The following is a 23,339-nucleotide window of genomic DNA, read 5'->3' on the forward strand; positions in this document are numbered from 1 at the left end:
TCCCCTCCCCGCGCAAACCGCGATTCCTTCTTCTCTACGCGCGTCCGGCGGACGCCGTCGCGGACAAACCCGTCCGGCAGGCTTCGGTATCGCCCGCGCAGTGCACCGAGCGGTATGCGCCAATGCCGATCTCGGCGAAGTTCAGCAGGCTCTCCGTGCCCGGCTCGAAATAGCCGCTGTGCCCGTCCGCGCCCCGCGCCGACAGCACCCGCGCGCCGAACGCGGCGGACATCGGGTCCGCCCCGTGACCGAGCCCTCCGACCTCCAGGTACGGCACGTCCTGCACCCAGTCCTCGGCGTCCCGCATCGCCCACACCTGCGCGGAGGTGCGCAGATGGGACGCCTTCGCGACCCGCATCCCGGGGCTGCCTGCCACCGCTATGTCGGCCACCCGCTCCGGCAGCGTGTGCGCGGCGAGACCGCACACCACGGAGCCGTAGCTGTGGCAGAAGAGGGAGACGGGGGCGGCGCCGGGCAGGGCGCGCACCAGCGCGTTCAGCCGGATCGCGCCGTCCGCCGCGCGCATCGCGGTGGCCGAGTCGATGCCGAGCCCGCTGGGCGCGGTGTAGTCGGCCCAGGCGATGACGGCCGTACGCGTCGACGGGCTCGCCGTGCGCTCGGCCCGGTACAGGGCGGTGGCCATGCCGACCGGCGCGGAGTACTGGCGGGAGGTGCGCTGGAAGGTGAGCAGGTCGGTGTCGACGCCGGGGACGACGACCGAGACCCGCTCCGCCTCCTTCAGGTTGCCGAAGACCTCGGCGACCCGGCCGGAGCCGTCGGGGTTGAAGGCGAGGATGTGGCGGTCCTTGCTCATCAGTGAGACGTAGCGGTGCATGCGCCGCCCGGCCTCCCGCTGCCCGTCCGGGGTGAGCCGTACGTCGTGCATGCGCTTCAGCTCGACCTTGCGGGCCTGCCCGAGGGCGATGCGGTTGGCGCGGTAGCGCAGCTCCACGGGCGCGCCGTTCATGTTGCCGACGGCGAGCGGATAGCGGCGGGCGAGGCCGGCGCGCTGCTGCGGGGTGAGCGAGGCGAAGAACCGGGCGAGACGGTGGGGGGCCGTCTCCTGCGGGTCGGGGAGCCGGTGCCCGGCGATGCGGCCGTGCTCCCACTGCGAGAGCGAGGTCTGCAGCACGGTGGAGCTTCGCTGGCTGCGCAGTGCGGTCCAGCCGGTGGTGGCCAGCATCACGAACACCACGGCCAACGCGAGCAGTGCGCGCCAGACGTTCAGTTGCGGGGAGGTGTCGAAGGAAGTCACTGAAAGGACACACTAGGAGAACGACTGGGTCTCGCGTTAGCCAAGTGGCGTGAATCACGTTTGGACAAACGGAACTCTTCGGTGCATAGTGCGGGCGCCTTCAGGCCGTTCGCCAGTTTCCGGCCAGTGCGGGTCCCACCTGTGCGAGATGGGCGACCGTCAGCGCGCGCATCGCGTCGAGGCTGAAGTCCTCGCCCGTGCTCCACTGACGTTCCGTCAGCCGCATCACGCCGCTGAAGACGGCCACCGTCAGCCGGGGGCGCGGGTCGGTGTCCACGTCGAGGCCCTCGCGCTCGGCGAGGACCCGTGCGACGGTCTCCTCGGCCTCCGCGGAGCGACGCAGATGGGCGGCGAGCAGGACGGGCGTCGACTCGATCACCCGGCACATGCGCAAGTGCAGCTCCACCGGTACGACGGCCTCGACGATCTCGTTGAGGCTGTCCCAGCCCTCCAGGACCGCCTGCCGCAGGGCCTCCATCGGAGCCTCGTGCGCGGGGCGCTCGCGCACCGACTCGACGAAGCGCTCCACCGTCGTCTCCTGGACGGCGAGCGCGGCCTCCTCCTTGTTCGCGAAGTAGCGGAAGAAGGTGCGCTGCGAGACGTCGACCGCCTCGGCGATGTCGTCGACCGTCGTCCGCTCGTAGCCCCGGCCGGTGAACAGTTCGTGGGCCGCCCGGATCAGCGCCTCGCGGGTGCGCTGCTTCTTGCGCTCGCGCAGTCCCTCCGGCCGTGCCGCCGTGGTCATGGACCTCTCCTCGTCAATAACAATCGCTGTCCTGACAGTTACCGACTTGTGAATTGGTTTGTCAATTGTCAGTGGCTGTCATTAGCCTCGAACGCATGACTAGTCAGACCACCATCGACACGACGGGGCCGGGGGACAAGGCACCGACACCCCCGTCGGACCGGGCGCCAGCCGGCGGGCTGCGCGGCCACCCTTGGTTCACCCTCATAACCGTGGCCGTCGGGGTCATGATGGTGGCCCTGGACGGCACCATCGTGGCCATCGCCAACCCGGCCATCCAGTCCGACCTGAAGGCGAGCTTCGCCGACGTCCAGTGGATCACCAACGGCTACTTCCTCGCCCTCGCGGTCTGTCTGATCACCGCGGGCAAGCTCGGTGACCGCTTCGGCCACCGGCAGACCTTCCTCGTCGGCGTGGTCGGCTTCGCCGCCGCCTCGGGCGCGATCGGCATGTCCGACAGCATCGCGCTGGTCGTCACCTTCCGGGTCCTGCAGGGCCTGTTCGGCGCGCTGCTCATGCCGGCCGCGCTCGGCCTGCTGCGCGCGACCTTCCCGGCCGAGAAGCTCAACATGGCCATCGGCATCTGGGGCATGGTCATCGGCGCCTCCACCGCGGGCGGCCCGATCCTCGGCGGCGTCCTGGTCGAGCACGTCAACTGGCAGTCGGTGTTCTTCATCAACGTGCCGGTCGGCATCCTCGCCGTCGCCCTCGGTGTGGTGATGCTGGTCGACCACCGTGCCGAGAACGCCCCGCGCTCCTTCGACATCCTGGGCATCGCCCTGCTGTCGGCGGCCATGTTCTGCCTGGTGTGGGCGCTCATCAAGGCCCCGGAATGGGGCTGGGGCTCCGGCACGACCTGGACGTTCGTCCTCGCCTCCGTCGTCGGCTTCGCGCTGTTCGCCTTCTGGGAGACGAAGGTCAAGGAGCCGCTCATCCCGCTGGCGCTGTTCCGCTCGGTTCCGCTGTCGGCGGGTGTCGTCCTGATGGTCCTCATGGCGATCGCCTTCATGGGCGGCCTGTTCTTCGTCACCTTCTACCTGCAGAACGTGCACGGTATGAGCCCGATCGACGCGGGTCTGCACCTGCTCCCGCTCACCGGGATGATGATCGTCGGCTCCCCGCTCGCGGGCGCGATGATCACCAAGCTGGGCCCGCGCATTCCGCTGGCCGGCGGCATGGCGTCCGTCGCGATCGCCATGTTCGGGATGTCCACGCTGGAGACGGACACCGGCAGCGGCGTCATGTCCCTCTGGTTCGCCCTGCTGGGCCTCGGCCTCGCGCCGGTCATGGTCGGCGCCACCGAGGTCATCGTCGGCAACGCCCCGATGGAGCTCTCCGGTGTCGCCGGCGGACTCCAGCAGGCCGCGATGCAGATCGGCGGCAGCCTCGGTACGGCCGTCCTCGGCGCCGTGATGGCCTCCAAGGTGGACAACGACCTCGCGGGCAACTGGAAGGACGCGGGGCTCCCGGAGCTCACGCCGGCCCAGCTCGACCAGGCCTCGGAAGGGGTCCAGGTCGGGGTTCCGCCGGTCGCCAAGGGCACGCCGGAGGCGATCGCCACGAAGATCGCCGACGTCGCGCACGACACCTTCATCTCCGGCATGAGCCTGGCGTCCCTGGTCGCCGCCGGAGTCGCCGTCGTCGCCGTCCTGGTCGCCCTGCTCACCAAGCGCGGTGTGAACGCGGAGGCGGGCGCGGGCGTCGGCCACATCTGACGAACCCCGCGAGGAATACCCGGAGTTCCCCTATCAGGGTGACAACGCTAAAGATTCCTCGCACCCGGTACGCGCCGCAGGTCACAGTGGGTCAGGCCCTCCGGTACGGCATGTTCCCCAGGCATGTTCGGGGAGTTCGTACGACGGACGAGGGCGACCGGATCTGCGGCGCGCTGCCGGAGGGGGGCGGCGCGCCGCAAGGCCGGAGTCCAAGCAGGTGAAGGCCGAAGGATTAGGGACCGGAGCCTGGGTACCCGCAGTACCGAACCCGAGAACGACCCGAATTCACCGAGGGGTTCTGGGAGTTGATGATGGCGGGCTTTGGACAAGGAACGCGCAGGCACCCCCGTTCACGTAGCCGGACGTGGTCACGGAGCGGGCCGGATCGCGCGACGCTCGGAATCATCGGAGTCATCTGCGCGATCGCCGGATTCTTCGTGCTGGGGATCATCCTCGGCCCCGTGGCGATCGTCTGCGGCTGGCTCGCCATGGGCCGCAGCTGGGCGGGCACTCGCCCCGTCCCGGCCCTGGTCGCCCTCGTACTGGGCGCCATCGACACGCTCCTGGCGGTCATCTGGCTGGCCGGAGCGGCAACCCCGGGCAGCGGGATGTTCTGACCCGGGGCGAGTGAGGGAAGGGCCCCCGGTGGGACGACCGGGGGCCCGCCTTCATGTCCGGACCCGGGCCGGGGCCGAGGCGACCGACGCCTGCACCGAATCCCGGCCGTAGTGACCGCCTCTCGCGCCGGGACAGGGCCGCGACGAACTTCCGCGCGGGCGCAGGGCCGTAGCGACCGCTCCTGCTCAGGCCCGTGGCGCGGAAGAGACCGCCTCACGCGCCGGGACAGGGCCGCGACGCCCTTCCGCGCGGGCGCAGGGCCGTAGCGCCCGCTCCTGCTCAGGGCCGTGGCGCGGAAGTGACCGCCTCTCGCGCCGGGACAGGGCCGCGACGAACTTCCGCGCGGGCGCAGGGCCGTAGCGACCGCTCCTGCTCAGGGCCGTGGCGCGGAAGTGACCGCCTCTCGCGCCGGGACAGGGCCGCGACGAACTTCCGCGCGGGCGCAGGGCCGTAGCGACCGCTCCTGCTCAGGGCCGTGGCCCGGAAGAGACCGCCACGCGCGCCGGGACAGGGCCGCGACGAACTTCCGCGCGGGCGCCGGGCCGGAGCGACCGCTCCTGCTCAGGGCCGTGGCGCGGAAGTGACCGCCTCTCGCGCCGGGACAGGGCCGCGACGAACTTCCGCGCGGGCGCAGGGCCGTAGCGACCGCTCCTGCTCAGGGCCGCGACGAACTCCCGCGCCGGATCCCGGCCGAAGCGACCGCTCTCGCGCGGGCACAGGGCCGCGACGAACTTCCGCGCGGGCACAGGGGCGCGACGAACTCCCGCGCCGGATCCCGGCCGAAGCGACCGCTCTCGCGCCCGCGCAGGGCCGCGACGAACTCGCGCGCCGGGACAGGGCCGCGACGAACCCCCGCACTCGCTCAGGGCCGTAGCGACCGCTCCCGCAACGCCGCCACCTCGGTCCGCAACGCCCGCACCTCGTCGGTCAGCATCCGGATCGCCTCCGTCTGCCGCCGCTCCTCCACGTCGTCTTTCTCGAACCGTGCGATGAACCACGCGGCGATGTTCGCGGTCACCACACCCAGCAGCGCGATCCCGGAGAGCATCAGCCCCACGGCGATCATCCGGCCGAGCCCGGTGGTCGGCGCGTGGTCCCCGTACCCGACGGTCGTCATCGTCGTGAACGACCACCACACCGCGTCACCCAGCGTCCTGATGTTCCCGTCCGCCGACTCCCGTTCCACCGACAGCACGGCCAGCGACCCGAACATCAGCAGCCCGACCACCGCCCCCGCGACATACGTCGTCAGCCGGATCTGCGAGGCCATCCGCGCCCGTCGCTGCACCAGCACCAGCGTCGACACCAGCCGCAGCAGCCTCAGCGGCTGGATCAGCGGGAGCGCCACCGCGCACAGGTCCAGCCAGTGCCGACGTACGAACTGCCGTCGATCCTCGGCGAGGGCCAGCCGCACCAGGTAGTCGACGGCGAAGGCCCCCCACACCACCCACTCGACCACCGTGCACGCCAGGGTCAGTGACCGGCTCGCCGGGTCGACCACGATGGGCACGGCATAGGCGACGGCGAACACCACCGCGAGCGCCAGGAGGGGCCGTTGGGCGCGCCGTTCCCAACGCACCTGTGCCGTTTGTTCCTTCATGAGCGCATCGTAAAGAAGAGGTAAGGGCGGTGGGGACCCAGGCCCCACCGCCCTTCAGCCCTGCACGCGGCGCGGTGCTACGCGTCGCCGCCCGCGGCCCCCGGGTCCGCCGCCGAGACGTCGAGGAGCTGGTACCGGTCGATCGCCTGCTTCAGCGCCGACCGGTCGACCTTGCCCTCCTTGGCCAGCTCGGTCAGCACGCCCACCACGATCGACTGCGCGTCGATGTGGAAGTGCCGGCGAGCCGCCCCACGGGTGTCGGCGAAGCCGAAGCCGTCGGCGCCCAGCGACTGGTACGTCCCCGGCACCCACCGCGCGATCTGGTCCGGAACCGACCGCATCCAGTCGGACACGGCCACGAACGGGCCCTGAGCGTCGGACAGCTTGCGCGTCACGTACGGCACCCGCTGCTCCTCCTCGGGGTGCAGCAGGTTGTGCTCCTCGCACCGCACGGCCTCGCGCCGCAGCTCGTTCCAGGAGGTCGCCGACCAGACGTCGGCCTTCACGTTCCACTCCTCGGCGAGGATCTTCTGCGCCTCGACCGCCCAGGGGACGGCCACGCCGGACGCCATGATCTGCGCCGGGATGGAGCCCGAGGTGCCCTCGCTGAAGCGGTGGATGCCCTTGATGATGCCGTCGACATCCACGTTCGCGGGCTCGGCCGGGTGCTGGATCGGCTCGTTGTAGACGGTGAGGTAGTAGAAGACGTCCTCACTGTCGGGCCCGTACATCCGGCGCAGCCCGTCCTGCACGATGTGCGCGATCTCGAAGCCGTAGGCCGGGTCGTACGCGACACAGCCCGGGTTGGTCGAGGCGAGCAGCTGCGAGTGGCCGTCCGCGTGCTGGAGGCCCTCACCGGTCAGGGTCGTACGGCCGGCGGTCGCGCCCAGGACGAAACCGCGTGCCAGCTGGTCGGACATCTGCCAGAACTGGTCTCCGGTGCGCTGGAAACCGAACATCGAGTAGAAGACGTACACCGGGATGAGCGGCTCGCCGTGCGTGGCGTACGACGAACCGGCGGCGATCAGTGAGGCGGTGCAGCCCGCCTCGGAGATGCCGTCGTGCAGCATCTGACCGGTCGGCGACTCCTTGTAGGCGAGGAGCAGGTCCCGGTCCACGGCCTCGTACTGCTGGCCGAGTGGGTTGTAGATCTTCGCGCTCGGGAAGAACGAGTCCATGCCGAAGGTGCGGTACTCGTCCGGCGCGATCAGCACGAACCGCTTGCCGATCTCCTTGTCCCGCATGAGGTCCTTGAGGAGGCGGACGAAGGCCATGGTCGTCGCGATGGACTGCTGACCCGAACCCTTCTTCACGGTCGCGTACGTCTTGTCGTCCGGCAGCGCGAGCGGCTGCGAGCGCACGACACGCGTCGGTACGTAACCGCCGAGCCCGTTGCGGCGGTCGTGCATGTACTGGATCTCCTCCGAGTCCCGGCCCGGGTGGAAGTAGGGCGGCAGACCCGACTCCAGCTCCTTGTCGGAGATCGGCAGGTGCAGCCGGTCGCGGAAGCCCTTGAGGTCGGCGACCGTCAGCTTCTTCATCTGGTGCGTGGCGTTGCGGCCCTCGAAGTTCGGGCCCAGCGTCCAGCCCTTGATCGTCTTGGCGAGGATCACGGTCGGCTGGCCCTTGTGCTCCACGGCCGCCTTGTACGCCGCGAAGATCTTCCGGTGGTCGTGACCGCCACGCCCCAGGTGCAGGATCTGGTCGTCGGTCATGCCCTCGACCATCGCGCGCAACCGGTGGTCGTCGCCGAAGAAGTGGTCGCGGATGTACGCGCCGGTCTCGGTGGCGTACGTCTGGAACTGCCCGTCCGGCGTGGTGTTCATCTTGTTGACCAGCACGCCGTCACGGTCCTGCGCCAGCAGCGGGTCCCAGGTCCGGTCCCACACCAGTTTGATCACGTTCCAGCCGGCTCCCCGGAAGATCGACTCCAGCTCCTGGATGATCTTTCCGTTGCCGCGCACCGGGCCGTCGAGCCGCTGGAGGTTGCAGTTGACGACGAAGGTGAGGTTGTCCAGGCCCTCACGGGCGGCGATGGACAGCTGGCCGAGCGACTCGGGCTCGTCCATCTCGCCGTCCCCGAGGAACGCCCAGACGTGCGACTTCGAGGTGTCCGCGATCTCGCGGGCCTGCAGATAGCGGTTCATCCGGGCCTGGTAGATCGCGCCGATCGGGCCGAGGCCCATCGACACGGTCGGGAACTCCCAGAAGTCCGGCATCAGCCGCGGGTGCGGGTAGCTGGACAGGCCGTACGGCGCCTTCGACTTCTCCTGGCGGAACGCGTCCAGGTTCTGCTCGCTGAGGCGGTCCAGCAGGAACGCGCGGGCGTAGATGCCCGGCGAGGCGTGGCCCTGGAAGAAGACCTGGTCGCCGCCGTCGCCCTCGTCCTTGCCGCGGAAGAAGTGGTTGAAGCCGACGTCGTAGAGCGAGGCCGAGGAGGCGAAGGTGGCGATGTGGCCGCCGACGCCGATGCCGGGCCGCTGGGCGCGCGAGACCATGACCGCGGCGTTCCACCGGGTCGCGTTCAGGATCCGGCGCTCGATCTCCTCGTTGCCCGGGAAGAACGGCTCGGCCCTGGTGGGGATGGTGTTGACGTAGTCCGTGCTGCGCATCTCGGGCACGGCCACGCGCTTCTCGCGGGCCCGCTCGATGAGCCGGAGCATCAGGTAGCGGGCCCGCTCCCGGCCGCGCTCGTCCACGGCGGCGTCGAGGGAGTCGAGCCACTCCTGGGTTTCCTCGGGGTCGAAGTCAGGAACCTGACTCGGAAGGCCGCCAATGATGATCGGATTGCGATCGGATCCGGAAGCCACGCTGTTCCTTACCTGTCAGAGGGCTGCTTTGCGAGGGTTCTCTCGGGGTTTTCGTATGCCTGCACCGTTCCCCATCGTGTACCTCGGCGTCGCAAACGTCATCTCTACTGTGAGGTAATCAAGACCTCGTACGCACGGACGCCCCCAAGGGTGGTTCCCAAACACACAAACGGGGCAGAAAGGTGTGTGCTGCGTCACTCGGACTCGGGACGGTGTGCCGTAGGTTGCGGCGACACGGTCGGTATCGTCACCGTTTCGGCGGTCTGAACGGCCGGGTACTTGCGCGATCCGTCCCGCCCGTGTGGACTACGGCCATTGCTTCGCGCACGCGCGTGGCTGAGACATTCACCAAGACATGATCAGGAGGCAACCCGTGAGCGCGACCGCGGACCACGCGGAGGAGCGGACGAACCCTGCCGTCAGGCTGGGGTTCCAGCCCGAGCAGGTGGTCCAGGAGATCGGCTACGACGACGACGTAGACCAGGAACTCCGCGAGGCCATTGAGGAAGTCATCGGCACAGACCTCGTGGACGAGGAATACGACGACGTCGCCGACGCCGTTGTGCTGTGGTTCCGCGACGAGGACGGCGACCTGACCGATGTACTGGTGGATGCCATCACGTACATCGAAGAGGGCGGTTCGATCCTGCTGCTGACCCCGAAGACCGGCCGGGACGGCTACGTGGAGCCGAGCGACATCTCTGAAGCCGCGACCACGGCAGGGCTGTCCGCGTCCAAGAGCGTCAGCGTCGGCAAGGACTGGAGTGGCAGCCGGCTGGTGACGCCGAAGGCCGCCAAGTCCAAGAAGTAGCCCGCAGCGCCGGACGGGCTGGGCTGCGCTCGGCAGTGGCCGAGACTCCCCAGCCCGTCCGAAGGCCCTCGGTGACCGCTGCGTAGGGTGTTCTCACCCGAACAGCCCACGAAGGGACATCCGAGGCGATGGCGATCCAGGTCGGCGACAAGGCCCCCGACTTCGAGCTCAAGGACAACCACGGCGCGACCGTGAAGCTGTCCGACTTCCGCGGCAGCAAGAACGTCGTACTGCTCTTCTATCCCTTCGCCTTCACCGGCGTGTGCACCGGCGAGCTGTGCGAGCTGCGTGACCACCTGCCGCAGTTCGCCGACCGCGACACCCAGCTGCTCGCCGTCTCGAACGACTCCATCCACACCCTGCGCGTCTTCGCCGAGCAGGAGGGCCTGGAGTACCCGCTGCTCAGCGACTTCTGGCCGCACGGCGAGGTCTCGCGCGCCTACGGCGTCTTCGCCGAGGACAAGGGCTGCGCGGTGCGCGGCACCTTCGTCATCGACAAGGAGGGGATCGTGCGCTGGACCGTCGTCAACGCCCTGCCGGACGCGCGTGACCTGAACGAGTACGTCAAGGCGCTCGACACCCTGTGATTCTTCGGTTCCACGCCATGCGTGGTGCGGGAACCCGTCACTAGGATCGACTCGTTGATCCGACATCGAACGCACGGCGGGGCTCCCCGCCCCTGGACACCAATGGAGGACTCGTGGGAGTCAGCCTCAGCAAGGGCGGCAACGTATCTCTGAGCAAGGAGGCTCCGGGCCTGACCGCGGTCATCATCGGTCTCGGGTGGGACATCCGCACCACCACCGGCACCGACTTCGACCTGGACGCCAGCGCACTGCTGCTGGACTCCTCGGGCAAGGTCTCCAGCGACGCGAACTTCATCTTCTTCAACAACCTCAAGAGCCCGGACGGCTCGGTCGAGCACACCGGCGACAACCTCACCGGTGAGGGCGAGGGCGACGACGAGCAGATCAAGGTCAACCTCGCCACCGTCCCGGCCGACGTCGAAAAGATCACCTTCCCGGTGTCGATCTACGACGCCGAGAACCGCCAGCAGTCCTTCGGCCAGGTGCGCAACGCGTTCATCCGCGTGGTGAACCAGGCCGGCGGCGCCGAGATCGCCCGGTACGACCTCTCCGAGGACGCCTCCACCGAGACCGCCATGGTCTTCGGTGAGCTCTACCGCCACGGCGCGGAGTGGAAGTTCCGCGCCATCGGCCAGGGCTACGCCTCGGGTCTGCGCGGCATCGCCCAGGACTTCGGCGTCAACGTCTGACCGGCCCTCGGGTCTCACCGTCCGGCGCCGCACCGTTTACGTGCGGCGCCGGACGTGCAGGACAAGCAGAGAAGCACTCTCGGGGAGGGACCAGCATCATGGGCGTCACGCTCGCCAAGGGAGGCAACGTCTCCCTGTCCAAGGCCGCACCCAACCTCACCCAGGTGATGATCGGGCTCGGCTGGGACGCGCGCTCCACCACCGGCGCGCCCTTCGACCTCGACGCCAGCGCACTGCTGTGCAACAACGGGCGGGTGCTGGGCGACGAGTGGTTCGTCTTCTACAACCAGCTCAAGAGCCCGGACGGCTCGGTCGAGCACACCGGCGACAACCTCACCGGTGAGGGCGAGGGCGACGACGAGTCGCTGCTGATCGACCTCTCCAAGGTGCCCGCCAACGTCGACAAGATCGTCTTCCCGGTCTCGATCCACGAGGCCGACAACCGCGGCCAGACCTTCGGCCAGGTCAGCAACGCCTTCATCCGGGTGGTCAACCAGGCGGACGGCCAGGAACTCGCCCGCTACGACCTCTCCGAGGACGCCTCCACCGAGACCGCGATGATCTTCGGTGAGGTCTACCGCTACCAGGGCGAATGGAAGTTCAGAGCTGTGGGGCAGGGGTACGCGTCGGGCTTGCGGGGCATCGCTCTAGACTTCGGAGTCAACGTTTCGTAAAGCCGAGTACGGCGCGGTAATGACCCGTACTTACAGGATTGGGTAGCCAGTGGTTCTGAAAACCTTCGGCTGGTCGTTCGCGGTCACCGCGCTCGGCCTCGTCGCGGCGGTCTTCTACGGGGGGTGGACCGCCTTCGGAATCGTGGCGATCCTCTCCGTCCTCGAGATCTCGCTGTCCTTCGACAACGCAGTGGTCAACGCCGGAATCCTGAAGAAGATGAGTGCCTTCTGGCAGAAGATCTTCCTCACCGTCGGCGTCCTCATCGCCGTCTTCGGCATGCGACTGGTCTTCCCCGTCGTCATCGTCGCCGTCAGCGCCTCGATGGGTCCGATCGAGGCCGTCGATCTCGCCCTCACCGACAAGGACCGCTACGAGCAGCTGGTGACCGACGCTCACCCGTCGATCGCCGCCTTCGGTGGCATGTTCCTGCTGATGATCTTCCTCGACTTCATCTTCGAGGACCGCGACATCAAGTGGCTGGGCTGGCTGGAGCGGCCGCTCGCCAAGCTCGGCAAGGTCGACATGCTGTCGGTCTGCATCGCCCTGGTCGTGCTGCTGATCTCCGCGATGACCTTCGCGACCCACGCCCACCAGCACGGCGGCACCCACGTCGACAAGGCGGAGACGGTCCTCCTCTCCGGTGTCGGCGGCCTCATCACCTACATGATCGTCGGCGGTCTCTCCGGCTTCTTCGAAGACAGGCTCGAAGAGCAGGAGGAGCGCGAGCACGAGGAGGAGGAAGCCGCCGAACGCGCGGGCAAGCCCCGCTCGGCGGTCGTCATGGCCGGCAAGGCCGCGTTCTTCATGTTCCTCTACCTCGAGGTCCTGGACGCGTCCTTCTCCTTCGACGGCGTGATCGGCGCCTTCGCCATCACCAACGACATCGTCCTGATGGCGCTGGGTCTGGGCATCGGCGCGATGTACGTCCGGTCGCTGACCGTGTACCTCGTCCGCCAGGGCACCCTCGACGAGTACGTCTACCTGGAGCACGGCGCGCACTACGCGATCGGCGCCCTCGCCGTGCTCCTCCTGGTCACCATCCAGTACCAGATCAGTGAACTCATCACCGGGTTCATCGGTGTCTTCCTGATCGCCTGGTCCTTCTGGTCCTCCGTGCGCCGCAACAAGGCACTGGCAGCGGCCGAGGGAAAAGCGGGCTCGGACGACAAGACTGAGGTGTCGTCCGGGGTGTGACACCCCCCGGGGTGAGGAACGCTCTGTGCGGGGCGGCGACGAGGCGACTCCTCGGCGCCGCCCCGCCGGTCTTTGACGTGAGGGTGGGGGCGGGAATGGGTTTCTTCGACGGGCTCTGGCGCGGGCGCGAGTCCGACTTCGACTCGGGCAACGCGGCGACCAACTCCATCGAGCTGACCAAACGGCACAGCCAGGTCTCCCTCACCAAGCAGGGCGCGGCCACCGGGCACCTGCGCGTCAACCTGGCCTGGCGGATGAGGACGTCCGACTTCGGCGGCTCCCAGCGGGAGAGCCTGCTGCGGCACCCCTTCAGGGCGCTCAAGCCGCCGGAGGTCCTCGGACACAGCCAGAGCATGGTCAACGTCGACCTCGACCTGGGATGCCTGTACGAGCTCCAGGACGGCACCAAGGGCGTCGTGCAGCCGCTCGGGGGCTACCTCGGGGAGGTCAACGGGCCGCCGTACGTGAAGCTCAGCGGGGACGACCGGTTCGGGTCGGCGTCCGGGGAGACGATGTACGTCAACCTCGACCACCGGGACGAGATCAAGCGGTTGCTGGTGTTCGTGTACATCTACGACCAGACGCCGGCGTTCGACCGTACCCACGCGATCGTCACGCTGTATCCGAGCAACGGCCCGCGGATCGAGATAGGCCTCGACGAGCGGCACCCCCAGGCCCGGTCGTGCGCGGTGGTGCTGATCGAGAACGTCAAGGGGGAACTGGTCGTCCGGCGGGAAGTGAAGTTCGTGTACGGATTCCAGGCGGAGCTGGACCGGTTGTACGGGTGGGGACTGCAGTGGGGGCGGGGGTACAAGGCGAAGGCGGAACGCTGACGCCGAGCCCCGGCCGGTTCACCCGGGAGCTCGGGCCGGGCCGTCCCGCGGCCCGCGCCGCGTGGGTGTCCCGTTGGGCGTTTGAGCTAGCGGCCGATGAACTGAGGGCCCTGCGGCGGCAGCCGGAACTCGTGGCTCGGCACCGCCGTCACCGGCTGCGGGTAGCCGTAGGCCGGCTGGACCGTGGGCGCCGGCTGCTGGGGGTAGCCGTAGGCCGGCTGGGTCGGGACGACCGTGGGCTGTTCCGGGGGGAGGGGCTGGGAGGTCTCCGGCGGCGACTGCGTCACGAACGCGTCCGGACCGTGCTGCTCCTCCGACTCGTCCACCGCGATGCCGAAGTCGGTGGCCAGGCCCTGCAGCCCGTTGGAGTAGCCCTCGCCCAGCGCGCGGAACTTCCAGCCCTCGCCCCGGCGGTACAGCTCGCCGCAGATCAGGGCGGTCTCCTCGCCGGTCTCCGGCTTGATGTCGAAGTGGGCCAGCGGCTCACCGTCGGGGAGGGCGGCGTCGTACAACAGGATGCGCAGGCCCTGTACGCGGTCGAAGGTGACGTCGTCCGCCGAAGCGACCAGCAGAATCCGGCTGACATCGGACTCGACACCGGCCAGATCTGTCTGGATCGTGTCCGTGGGCCCTTCGGCGACACGCTTCTTGCCGAGCAGCCAGACCTTCCCCGAGGGATGACGGGGCTGGTTGTAGAAGACGAAGTCCTCGTCGGATCGCACACGACCGTCGGGGCCGAGGAGCAGTGCCGAGGCGTCGACGACCGGAACCCCCTGCCCGGGCGCCCAGCGCAGCACGGCGCGTACCGTTGTGGCTTCGAGCGGGACGTTCGACCCCTTCAGCATCGCGTGCGTCATGCGGTCATCCTGCCTTCTCGGTCCTGGTCACGACAACGCGGGGTGGGCAGATCCGTGTGTTTGGCTGTGCGTGTTCGCGTTACCTGAAATTCATGCCGTGCGGGAACCTGTGACATGGATCCCTACGTACTATTACCGGCCACCTGTGGACAGCCGCAGGAGCCGATCAGCATCCACGGGGGAGTTCTATGCGTCATTTCGGGCACATCGCCCCTGAGGTGCGGCAGCGCCTCTTCCACCTGGAGCCCTGCGAGTTCACCGCGGACTCCCCGGCCCGGCTGCTCGCCGTGGCCCTGGGCGCCACGCTCTACAGTCCGGCCACGCGGCCGCGGCTCGCCGACGACATCGTCAAGCAGACCGGGCGTGGCGTGGTCTCGATGGTGCTGTGCCTGGAGGACTCGATCGGCGACGACGAAGTCGCGGACGCCGAGGAGAACCTCGTACGACAGTTCACGGACCTCGCCGCACGCGACGGCGTGGACCCGCCGCTGCTGTTCATCCGGGTCCGTATCCCCGAGCAGATCCCCGACCTCGTACGGCGTCTCGGCCCCGCCGCCCGGCTGCTGTCCGGATTCGTGATGCCGAAGTTCACCGAGGAGCGCGGGATCCCCTTCCTGGAGGCGCTGGCGACTGCCGAGACGGCGAGCGGCCGGCGGCTCTTCGCGATGCCCGTGCTGGAGTCGCCCGAGCTGCTGTACCGGGAGTCGCGGGTGGACACCCTGGAGGGCATCTCCCGCGCGGTCGACAAGTACCGCGAGCGTGTCCTGGCCCTGCGCCTGGGCGTCACCGACTTCTGCTCCTCGTACGGCCTGCGCAGAGCGCCCGACATGACCGCCTACGACGTCCAGGTCGTCGCCTCCGTGATCGCCGACGTGGTGAACATGATGGGCCGGGCCGACGGCACCGGGTTCACGGTCACCGGACCGGTGTGGGAGTACTTCCGCGTCCAGGAGCGTATGTTCAAGCCGCAGCTGCGCCGCAGCCCCTTCCTGGAGGGCAAGGCCGAGGAACTGCGCGAGGCGCTCATCGAACACTCCATGGACGGCCTGCTGCGCGAGATCACCCTCGACCAGGCCAACGGCCTGCAGGGCAAGACCTGCATCCACCCCTCCCACGTGCTCCCCGTGCACGCACTCTCCGTGGTCAGCCACGAGGAGTTCAGTGACGCCCAGGACATCCTGCGGCCCGAGCGGGGCGGCGGCGGTGTGCTGAAGTCGGCGTACACGAACAAAATGAATGAAGTGAAGCCGCACCGCGCCTGGGCCGAGCGGACCCTGCTGCGTGCCGAGGTGTTCGGTGTGGCGAACGAGGACATCGGCTTCGTGGAGCTGCTCGCGGCCGGAATCCCCGATTGAGACCGCTGAACACCAAGGGACGCATGAATCACGCAGTGAACAAGGCCGTCTGGTCCGGCAGCTGGGTCGCCGAGCGACTCGGTGTCGAACTGGTGGGCGACGACGAGCTGACCGGTCTGCTGGGGCTGGCACTGCGCCGCAACCCCAAGCGGGCGCACCTGCTCGTGTCGAACGTGCTCGGCAAGCACGTCCCGCAGTCGCCGTCCGTCGTCTACGGCCACGGCTTCACCCTCGGCCGCCGGGTCCGCGAGCTGCTCGGCGCCGACGAGGCCCGCAGGGCCGTCGTCCTGGGCTACGCGGAGACCGCCACCGGCCTCGGCCACTCCGTCGCCGACGGCCTGGGCCTCGCCCCCTACCTGCACTCCACCCGCCGCCCGGTCGAGGGCCTCGCCCCGGCCGGCGGCTTCGAGGAGGCCCACTCGCACGCCACCTCCCACCTGCTGCTGCCCCAGGACCCGGCGCTGCTGGCCGGGGACGGTCCGCTGGTCCTGGTCGACGACGAGTTCTCCACCGGCAACACGGTCCTCAACACCATCCGTGACCTGCACGCCCGCTATCCACGCGGACGGTACGTGGTGGTCGCACTCGTCGACATGCGCTCGCCGGCCGACGCCGGCCGCCTGGACGTCTTCGCCCGGGAGATCGGCGCCCGGGTGGATCTGGTGACGGCCGCCTCGGGGACCGTACGGCTTCCGGAAGGGGTGCTGGAGAAGGGGCAGGAACTGGTCGCCCGGTACGAGGCGGCGGCGCCGACGGCGTCCGAGGGGGCGTCGCACGGCCGGATCACCCGGGTGGACCTGCACTGGCCCCGCGGCCTGCCCGACGGCGGACGGCACGGCTTCACGCCGCAGCACCGAATACGCCTGGAGGGCGCGCTGCCCGCCATGGCCGCCCGGCTCGCCGAGGCGCTGCCCGCGGACGCCCGGCGGGTGCTCGTCCTCGGCTTCGAGGAGCTGATGTACGCGCCGCTGCGGCTGGCCCGCGAGCTGGAGCAGCTCGCGGACACCGCTGACACCGTCGGCGCCGAGGTGCGCTACTCCACCACCACCCGCTCACCCGTCCTCGCGGTCGACGACCCCGGCTACGCGATCCGCAGCCGCCTCGTCTTCCCCGCCCACGACGACCCGGCCGACGGCCCCGGCGAGCGCTACGCCTACAACGTGGCGGGCGGCGGCTTCGACGCTGTCGTCGCCGTCGTCGACTCGGCCGCCGACACGCCCGGACTGCACGCGCCCGGCGGCCTGTTGGACCGGCTGGCCGCCCACACCCCGCACGTCGTCCTCGCGGTCGTGCCCGCCTACGTGCCCGAGCCGCCGTACGCCGCCGTCACCCCTGGAGAAAGAACCGCCATGCTGCCCGAGCCCCTCCGCGGCCCCGCCTTCTCCTCGTACCCGCCCGAGGAGGTCGGCTGGCTGCTCCAGGACCTCTCGGACGTGACGCTGGAGGCGCCGACCGAGGAGCGCGAGGAGGCCATCCAGAGCGGCGGCGCGCACTACGCCGAGTCACTGCCGGTGGAGTACCAGCCGAGCGAGCAGTACCAGGAGCTCTTCCACACCGCGCTGGACGCGTCGGCGGAGCGGCTGGCGGTGGCGGTGGGCGCGGTCACCGAACTCGTCCTCGCCGAGCGGTCCCCCCGGCCGGTGCTCGTCTCCCTCGCCCGCGCGGGCACCCCGATCGGCGTGCTGATGCGCCGCTGGGCCCAGTTCCGGCACGGCCTCGACCTGCCGCACTACGCCGTCTCCATCGTGCGCGGCCGCGGCATCGACGCCAACGCGCTGCGCTGGCTGGCCGCCCACCACGACCCGCGTGACGTCGTCTTCGTCGACGGCTGGACCGGCAAGGGCGCCATCACCCGCGAACTCGCCGACGCCGTCGAGGAGTTCGAGGCCGCAGGCGGTGCGGCCGGCTTCGACCCGGAGATCGCGGTGCTCGCCGACCCGGGCTCCTGCGTGCGGACGTACGGCACCCGCGAGGACTTCCTCATACCGTCCGCGTGCCTCAACTCCACGGTGTCCGGCCTGATCTCGCGCACCGTCCTGCGCGCGGACCTGGTCGGCCCGAACGACTTCCACGGCGCGAAGTTCTACCGCGAACTCGCCGGCGCGGACGTGTCGGTGGCCTTCCTGGACGCGGTCGCCGCCCGCTTCCCCGACGTCGTGGACGCCGTGGACGCGCAGGCCAAGGAACTGCTCTCCGGCGACCGCGCCCCGACCTGGGAGGGCTGGGCGGCCGTCGAGCGCATCAGCGAGGAGTACGGCATCCACGACGTGAACCTCGTCAAGCCCGGCGTCGGCGAGACCACGCGGGTGCTGCTGCGCCGGGTGCCCTGGAAGATCCTCGCGCGGGCCGGGGCGGGCGCCGACCTCGACCACGTGCGTCTGCTGGCCGAACAGAGAGGTGTCCCGGTGGAAGAGGTCGCCGAACTCCCGTACACCTGCGTGGGGTTGATCCACCCCAAGTACACGCGGGGCGCGACGGGCGCCGACGGCAAGGCGGTGACGGTCTGATGCCGGTGCTGGTGGCCAGTGACCTCGACCGTACGCTCATCTACTCCGCCGCGGCCCTCGCCCTGACCATGCCGGACGCGCGGGCGCCCCGGCTGCTGTGCGTCGAGGTGCACGAGAGCAGACCGCTGTCCTACATGACGGAGACGGCCGCCGGCCTGCTCGCCGAACTCGGCGACGCGGCGGTCTTCGTGCCGACGACGACCCGGACCCGCAAGCAGTACCAGCGCATCAACCTGCCGGGCCCCGAGCCCACCTACGCGATCTGCGCCAACGGTGGCCACCTCCTGGTGGACGGGGTCTCCGACCCCGACTGGCACGCGCGGGTCACGGCCCGGCTGGCCGACGAGTGCGCACCGCTCGACGAGGTGCGCGAGCACCTGATGACGACGGCCGACCCGCTCTGGGTGCGCAAGCACCGGATCGCCGAGGACCTCTTCGCCTACCTGGTCGTCGAGCGCGAACTGCTCCCCGAGGAGTGGGTGAAGGAACTCGCCGTCTGGGCGGAGAACCGCGGTTGGACGGTCTCTCTCCAGGGCCGCAAGATCTACGCCGTCCCGAAGCCGCTCACCAAGAGCGCGGCCATGCGCGAGGTCGCCCGCCGCACCGGCGCCGAACTCACCCTCGCCGCCGGCGACTCCCTCCTCGACGCCGACCTGCTCCTGGCGGCGGACCGGGGCTGGCGCCCGGGCCACGGCGAGCTGGCCGAGGCCGACTGGAGCGCCCCGATGATCAGCGCGCTGCCGGAGCGGGGCGTGCTGGCGGGGGAGCGGATCCTGCGGGAGTTCCTGCGGGAAGCACGGCAAGGGGCCGTGTGAGGGCTTGAGCGGGTGGGTGTGGGTGCGGGGGAGGGCCTTGAGCCGGTGAGCGTGGGTACGGCTGGAGGGCCTTGAGGCCTACGGGTTGGCGCTCACGCCCCGCACCAGCCTGCGGCGGCCCGACGCCGACCGCTGCGGCAGCCGTGCGCCGATGAGCGTGGTCGGCCGCGGCGGCCGACCGCCGTGGATCAGGCGCTGATCCCCGGTGGGGGTGCGCGTTCCTGTGGGCTCCGCCCCCAGACCTCCGGCCTGTGCCCACCCACCACCCGACTCGGTCGGACACGCCGACGATCGTGATCGGCCGACGAAGGCGATTGGCCGCGGCAGCCGTACGCCGATGAACGCGGTCAGCCGCAGCAGCCCCCGCCGCAGCAGCCGCCCCCGCCACCGCCGCCCGACCGGGGTGCCTGGGCGGGTGCGGAGGCCGAGCCGCCGACGGCCACCGTCGACAGGAGCTTGACCGTGTCGTCGTGGCCCGAGGGGCAGTCGGCAGGGGCGGAGGACTCCGCCATGGGACGGCTCAGTTCGAACGTGTCGCCGCAGGTCCGGCAGCGGTACTCATAGCGAGGCATGCGCACAGGTTAACCGGCGTCCGGCCGGTGTCGCAGGGACGAGTCAGTGCCCGGACCCGCGCTCGTCCCGGATCTGACCCACGACCCGTGCCACCGTCTGCCGGACCGCCTCCGTCTCCGTGAGGAAGTGCCAGTAGTCGGGGTGGCGGCCCTCCAGCGTGCCGATCGCGCGGTCGAGGCGGGCGACCGCGTCGTCCAGGGGGCGGGCGTGGCGGGGGTCGGGGGTGTTGCGGCCGGCCATGGCGAGGCGCTGGGCGTCGCGGATGGCGAAGCGGGTGCGGTCGATCTCCTGCCGCGGGTCCTTCTGCACCTCGTTCAGCCGGCGCAGCCGGTCCCCGGCGGCGGAGACGGCCTCGTCGGTGGTGTTCAGCAGCGCCCGGACCGTGGACAGCAGGGCGGTCGCGTCCGGCCAGCGCTGTTCGTCGCGGGCGGCGCGGGCCTCGCGCAGCTTCAGCTCGGCCTGCGCCACGTTCTCCGCGGCCTGGTCGGGCACGTGCTGGAGGTCCTGCCAGCAGGCGGCCACGAAGCGGCGCCGCAGCTCGCTCAGGACCGGGTCCACCTGTTCGGCGCGGGTGGTGAGGGCCTGGGCGCGGGTGCGCAGGGAGACCAGCCGGTGGTCGATCTCGGCGGCCCGCTCCGGCAGCCGCTCGGCCTCCACCCGGACCGACTCGGCCTCTCGCGCCACGCGCTCGGCCCGCTCCAGCGTCTGGGGCACGCCGTGCGCTCCCGCGCCCTGGTTCAGCTTGGTCAGCTCGGGGGCGAGCGTGGCGAGCCGGGCGGCCAGGTCGTCGGCCTTCAGCCCTGATTCCCGTACCGCGTCGAGCGCGTTCGACGCCGCCAGCAGTCCCTGCCGGGCCCGCTCGACGGCGGGGGCGAGACGGGCCAGCTGGGTCTCGGCCTTGCCGAGCAGCGGTCCGAGCCCGGCCGTGAACCGGTCGAGTTCCTGCTTGACCCGGCCCAGTTCGTCCTTGGCCCGGGCGAGTTCGGTGCGGGCCTGCGCGGCGGCCGAGGCCTCCAGGTCGTCGCGGTCGAGGTCGTGCGCGTCGACGGCGTTGATGTACTGGAAGCTGGCCTCGTCGATGCGGGTGCTGATCGCCTGGAAGTCGGCGACCGCGCGCCGGGCGGCCGGGGAGTCGTCGACGGCCGTGATGGTCTCTATCGAGATCCGCAGATCGCGCTGGGCGGTGTCGAGCTCGTAGAACGCGGCCGCGGCGGCGTCCTTCGCGGACTGCGCCTCGGCCCGCTGGCTCTCCGCGCGCCCGCCGAACCAGCGTCGGGTGCCGCTGCCCCCGCCGCTCGCGAAGGCGGTGGGCAGCGCGAGCGCGACCACGAGCGGCAGTCCGAGCAGGGTGAGGGTGTCCCGCAGTGCGTGACGCACAGGATGGTGTGCGTGCGGCACCAACGGCGAGTACGGCTGCGAAGGTGTCGCCGTCACATCCCTCTCCCGTGCTGTGTTCGACCTTGCCCGCTGTCATTCTCCCACCGGTTAAGGACGAACACACGGGCCGGTCAGTTCACCGTACGGACCGTTACTTTGCCGTCGCCCGTCCGCGCGGACACCACATGGGAGCTGGAGCCGTCCCGGGGCACCGAAATGTCCTCGGCGCCGTCGCCCGTCTCGGCCGTCACCCGGTACGTGGCGTCGGGCAGCGCGATCGTCACGGAACCGTCGCCGCTGCGGGACTCCACCAGGTCCGGTACGGCGCCCAGTTCGAGGTGGACGGAGCCGTCGCCGGTCCGGGTGCGCACCTGGCGCGAGGAGACCTCGGCGCGCACCGAGCCGTCGCCGGTGCGCAGCTCCAGCGGGCCGCTGGAGTCGGTGACGCGCACGCTGCCGTCGCCGGTACGGATGTTCAGCGCGTCCTCGAAGCCCCGCGCGCGTACGCTGCCGTCGCCGTCCACGACGTTCACCGCGATTCCGCGCGGCACCTCGATCCGGTGCTTGGCCGCGCAGTCGGCGACCACGCCGGTGCACTTGAGCCGCAGCTTCAGCCGGTCGTCCTTCATGGACCAGGTCACCTCGGGGTCCTTGCCGAGGGCGACCGAGCCCTGGAACCAGCGGGTGACGTCGACCGTGCCCGCCTTGTGCGAGTCGGCGGCGACGATCTCCAGTGCGGAGTCGTCGGAGTCGATCGTGAGCGTCTCGCCCCGCAGGGCGAAGGACCGGTGGTCGGGGTCCTTGTCATCCGCGGCGGCGGCACCACACGCGGTGGCACCGGCGACGAGAGCCGCGACCACACCGGCTACGGCGACGGCACGGACGGGAACGGTACGGGCCATGACGATCTCCCCCTGGGAAAAGCGGCGAAGCTCCTGCTGCGACGCTCTTCGACCGTACGGATCCGGGGCCGGCGCGGGCATCCGGGCCGCTCCCGGATCCCCGGTGGGGTTAACCCCCGGGCCGGTCTGGGGGACGACCCGGATGCCGACCCGGATGCCGGCCAGGGATGCCGGTGGGGGCTGGCAGCGGGGGATGCCGGCCGCGATACGGGTTTGCGGGGCAGTGCCCCGGGCAATGTAGGCTGTCGACTCGTCTCGGGTGCGTAGCTCAGGGGTAGAGCGCCTGCCTTACAAGCAGGATGTCGGCGGTTCGAAACCGTCCGCGCCCACACCAGGAGAAGACCCCGGCCGATCATGGCCGGGGTCTTCGTGGTTCAGGAACCCTCTTTCTCCGGCGTCTCGTGGGCGTGCTTCAGCCTCATGCGCGCGTCCACCAGTTCGGGCCCCGCGATCTCCGCCCAGAAGCGGTGGCCGCTCACGAAGACCGCCAGTTCGTGCTCCCGACGACGGAGCTTCTCCACCGCGGCCTGTTCGTCGGCCGTCCAGCCGGGGGAGGCGGGGCGCTCCACCTTGCGCCAGCCGCCCGCGTCACTGAAGCCGTCCAGAGGCTCGACCGACCAGGGAAGCCGCTTGAGCAGGGCCGACAGCTCGGCCCGGACCTGATGCAGCTCCTCCTGACCGGCGAGGAGGTCACTCGGAAAGTCATAGGTCGTAGCCACGGCACAATGCTACGCCTGTTCGATTTTGGGTGGCGAGTGCCTTCGGGTGGTTCATGCGAACGGGTGTGCTCGCGTCGCCCGGAACGCCGAGCCACGGTGGTGCCATGACCATCGAGGTGCGACCGGCTTCGGCCTTCGAGGACGTCCGTATGCTGCTCGGCCCGAAAGCACCCGGGGCCAACGTCTGCTGGTGCCTGAGCTACCGGATCCCCTCCAGGCTCAACAACGAACTGCGCGGGCCGGCGCGCGGTGCGTACGTCGCCGAGCTGTGCCGTGCGGGACCCCCGCCGGGGGTGCTCGCCTACGACGGTGACGAGCCGGTCGGCTGGGCGGCCGTGGCGCCGCGCTCGGACACGTCCTTCGCGCACAGCCGCAAGATCCCGCACGTCGACGACCTGCCGGTGTGGTCCCTGTGGTGTGTCCGCGTACGCCCCGGACACCGGAGGAAGGGGATCTCCCACGCCCTCATCGCCGGCGCGGTCGCCTTCGCCCGTGCCCACGGCGCGCCGGCGGTCGAGGCGTACCCGCTCGACAACGGGGACGCCAAGGTCGACCTGACGATGGCGTACGCCGGGATCCGGAAGAACTTCGAGCGCGCCGGGTTCGTCCACGCTGCCGACACCAGCTCCGTGCTGGCCGGTCATCCCCGGGTCCTGATGCGGCTCGACCTGCGCTGAACCGGCCGACGCACAGACCCGGCGG

Annotated in this window: 21 protein-coding genes and 1 tRNA gene; 13 read left to right on the forward strand and 9 right to left on the reverse strand. The window is 70.3% G+C overall.

The genetic code is table 11. The features are described from left to right. Window positions 1–34 precede the first annotated feature (34 nt). Both ACWBNA_RS26950 and ACWBNA_RS26955 read right to left on the reverse strand, forming a co-directional pair. Window positions 35–1,255 carry an alpha/beta hydrolase gene (locus ACWBNA_RS26950; protein ID WP_482707104.1) on the reverse strand — a complete coding sequence of 407 codons (1,221 nt, stop codon included), beginning with the start codon at window positions 1,253–1,255 and terminating at the stop codon, window positions 35–37. 100 nt (window positions 1,256–1,355) lie between these two features. Beyond that, window positions 1,356–2,000, reverse strand: a complete 645-nt coding sequence (locus ACWBNA_RS26955) for a TetR family transcriptional regulator (RefSeq protein ID WP_482707105.1) — start codon at window positions 1,998–2,000, stop codon at window positions 1,356–1,358. A gap of 95 nt (window positions 2,001–2,095) precedes the next feature. Between ACWBNA_RS26955 and ACWBNA_RS26960 the strand changes: the two genes are divergently transcribed. Together ACWBNA_RS26960 and ACWBNA_RS26965 are read left to right on the forward strand one after the other, a co-directional pair. Further along, window positions 2,096–3,715 carry an MFS transporter gene (locus tag ACWBNA_RS26960; RefSeq protein ID WP_482707106.1) on the forward strand — a complete coding sequence of 540 codons (1,620 nt, stop codon included), beginning with the start codon at window positions 2,096–2,098 and terminating at the stop codon, window positions 3,713–3,715. 308 nt (window positions 3,716–4,023) lie between these two features. Then, entirely contained in the window at window positions 4,024–4,332 is a 309-nt protein-coding gene (locus tag ACWBNA_RS26965) for a small hydrophobic protein (protein ID WP_482707107.1), read from the forward strand. Between the two features lie 863 nt (window positions 4,333–5,195). Here ACWBNA_RS26965 and ACWBNA_RS26970 read toward each other — a convergent pair. Both ACWBNA_RS26970 and aceE read right to left on the reverse strand, forming a co-directional pair. Next, window positions 5,196–5,933 (reverse strand): potassium channel family protein, encoded by a 738-nt coding sequence (locus tag ACWBNA_RS26970; RefSeq protein WP_482707108.1) that lies wholly within the window; start codon window positions 5,931–5,933, stop codon window positions 5,196–5,198. A gap of 77 nt (window positions 5,934–6,010) precedes the next feature. Beyond that, window positions 6,011–8,743, reverse strand: coding sequence for a pyruvate dehydrogenase (acetyl-transferring), homodimeric type (aceE, locus tag ACWBNA_RS26975; protein WP_482707109.1), 2,733 nt, complete (start codon window positions 8,741–8,743; stop codon window positions 6,011–6,013). A gap of 373 nt (window positions 8,744–9,116) precedes the next feature. On the opposite strand from aceE, the gene ACWBNA_RS26980 reads away from it, so the two are divergent. The 6 genes from ACWBNA_RS26980 to ACWBNA_RS27005 all read left to right on the forward strand — a co-directional run bounded on the left by ACWBNA_RS26980 (window position 9,117) and on the right by ACWBNA_RS27005 (window position 13,532). Then, window positions 9,117–9,554 carry a DUF3052 domain-containing protein gene (locus tag ACWBNA_RS26980; RefSeq protein WP_217240558.1) on the forward strand — a complete coding sequence of 146 codons (438 nt, stop codon included), beginning with the start codon at window positions 9,117–9,119 and terminating at the stop codon, window positions 9,552–9,554. 128 nt (window positions 9,555–9,682) lie between these two features. Then, complete coding sequence (locus tag ACWBNA_RS26985) at window positions 9,683–10,141, forward strand: peroxiredoxin (RefSeq protein ID WP_482707110.1); 459 nt, start codon at window positions 9,683–9,685, stop codon at window positions 10,139–10,141. A 113-nt stretch (window positions 10,142–10,254) separates the two neighbouring features. Continuing rightward, window positions 10,255–10,830 carry a calcium homeostasis/redox stress adaptation protein gene (locus ACWBNA_RS26990; protein WP_482707111.1) on the forward strand — a complete coding sequence of 192 codons (576 nt, stop codon included), beginning with the start codon at window positions 10,255–10,257 and terminating at the stop codon, window positions 10,828–10,830. A 98-nt stretch (window positions 10,831–10,928) separates the two neighbouring features. Beyond that, window positions 10,929–11,504 carry a TerD family protein gene (locus ACWBNA_RS26995; protein ID WP_482707112.1) on the forward strand — a complete coding sequence of 192 codons (576 nt, stop codon included), beginning with the start codon at window positions 10,929–10,931 and terminating at the stop codon, window positions 11,502–11,504. Between the two features lie 49 nt (window positions 11,505–11,553). Continuing rightward, on the forward strand, window positions 11,554–12,699 hold the full coding sequence (locus ACWBNA_RS27000; protein ID WP_482707113.1) for a DUF475 domain-containing protein: 1,146 nt from the start codon (window positions 11,554–11,556) through the stop codon (window positions 12,697–12,699). Between the two features lie 95 nt (window positions 12,700–12,794). Further along, window positions 12,795–13,532: a TerD family protein gene (locus tag ACWBNA_RS27005; RefSeq protein WP_482707114.1), complete on the forward strand. Its 738-nt coding sequence runs from the start codon at window positions 12,795–12,797 to the stop codon at window positions 13,530–13,532. Between the two features lie 86 nt (window positions 13,533–13,618). Here the strand turns inward: ACWBNA_RS27005 and ACWBNA_RS27010 are convergent, their stop codons facing one another. Further along, the gene (locus ACWBNA_RS27010; protein WP_482707115.1) at window positions 13,619–14,389 is read right to left on the reverse strand and encodes a TerD family protein; all 771 of its coding nucleotides are present in this window, start codon (window positions 14,387–14,389) and stop codon (window positions 13,619–13,621) included. A 188-nt stretch (window positions 14,390–14,577) separates the two neighbouring features. Between ACWBNA_RS27010 and ACWBNA_RS27015 the strand changes: the two genes are divergently transcribed. The 3 genes from ACWBNA_RS27015 to ACWBNA_RS27025 are packed head-to-tail and all read left to right on the forward strand — an operon-like array spanning window position 14,578 to window position 19,066. Then, window positions 14,578–15,744: an HpcH/HpaI aldolase/citrate lyase family protein gene (locus ACWBNA_RS27015; RefSeq protein WP_482707116.1), complete on the forward strand. Its 1,167-nt coding sequence runs from the start codon at window positions 14,578–14,580 to the stop codon at window positions 15,742–15,744. Between the two features lie 23 nt (window positions 15,745–15,767). Beyond that, on the forward strand, window positions 15,768–18,251 hold the full coding sequence (locus ACWBNA_RS27020) for a phosphoribosyltransferase (RefSeq protein WP_482707117.1): 2,484 nt from the start codon (window positions 15,768–15,770) through the stop codon (window positions 18,249–18,251). Next, window positions 18,251–19,066 carry an HAD family hydrolase gene (locus ACWBNA_RS27025; RefSeq protein WP_482707118.1) on the forward strand — a complete coding sequence of 272 codons (816 nt, stop codon included), beginning with the start codon at window positions 18,251–18,253 and terminating at the stop codon, window positions 19,064–19,066. Before ACWBNA_RS27020 ends, ACWBNA_RS27025 begins: the two co-directional genes overlap by 1 nt. A 347-nt stretch (window positions 19,067–19,413) precedes the next feature. Here the strand turns inward: ACWBNA_RS27025 and ACWBNA_RS27030 are convergent, their stop codons facing one another. The 3 genes from ACWBNA_RS27030 to ACWBNA_RS27040 form a co-directional block, all read right to left on the reverse strand. Next, window positions 19,414–19,638 (reverse strand): FmdB family zinc ribbon protein, encoded by a 225-nt coding sequence (locus ACWBNA_RS27030; protein WP_482707119.1) that lies wholly within the window; start codon window positions 19,636–19,638, stop codon window positions 19,414–19,416. 43 nt (window positions 19,639–19,681) lie between these two features. After that, window positions 19,682–21,073, reverse strand: a complete 1,392-nt coding sequence (locus ACWBNA_RS27035; protein ID WP_482707120.1) for a hypothetical protein — start codon at window positions 21,071–21,073, stop codon at window positions 19,682–19,684. 74 nt (window positions 21,074–21,147) lie between these two features. Continuing rightward, window positions 21,148–21,918, reverse strand: coding sequence for a DUF4097 family beta strand repeat-containing protein (locus tag ACWBNA_RS27040; protein ID WP_482707121.1), 771 nt, complete (start codon window positions 21,916–21,918; stop codon window positions 21,148–21,150). A gap of 257 nt (window positions 21,919–22,175) precedes the next feature. On the opposite strand from ACWBNA_RS27040, the gene ACWBNA_RS27045 reads away from it, so the two are divergent. Beyond that, window positions 22,176–22,247 (forward strand) — tRNA-Val (locus tag ACWBNA_RS27045). A gap of 45 nt (window positions 22,248–22,292) precedes the next feature. Here ACWBNA_RS27045 and ACWBNA_RS27050 read toward each other — a convergent pair. Next, window positions 22,293–22,637: a hypothetical protein gene (locus ACWBNA_RS27050; RefSeq protein WP_482707122.1), complete on the reverse strand. Its 345-nt coding sequence runs from the start codon at window positions 22,635–22,637 to the stop codon at window positions 22,293–22,295. Window positions 22,638–22,741: 104 nt separating this feature from the next. Here ACWBNA_RS27050 and ACWBNA_RS27055 point away from each other — a divergent pair, with 104 nt between their 5' ends. Continuing rightward, a complete protein-coding gene (locus tag ACWBNA_RS27055; RefSeq protein ID WP_482707123.1) occupies window positions 22,742–23,314 on the forward strand; it encodes a GNAT family N-acetyltransferase in 573 nt (190 codons plus the stop codon). Window positions 23,315–23,339 lie beyond the last annotated feature (25 nt).

This window comes from Streptomyces sp. Q2 (assembly GCF_056820935.1).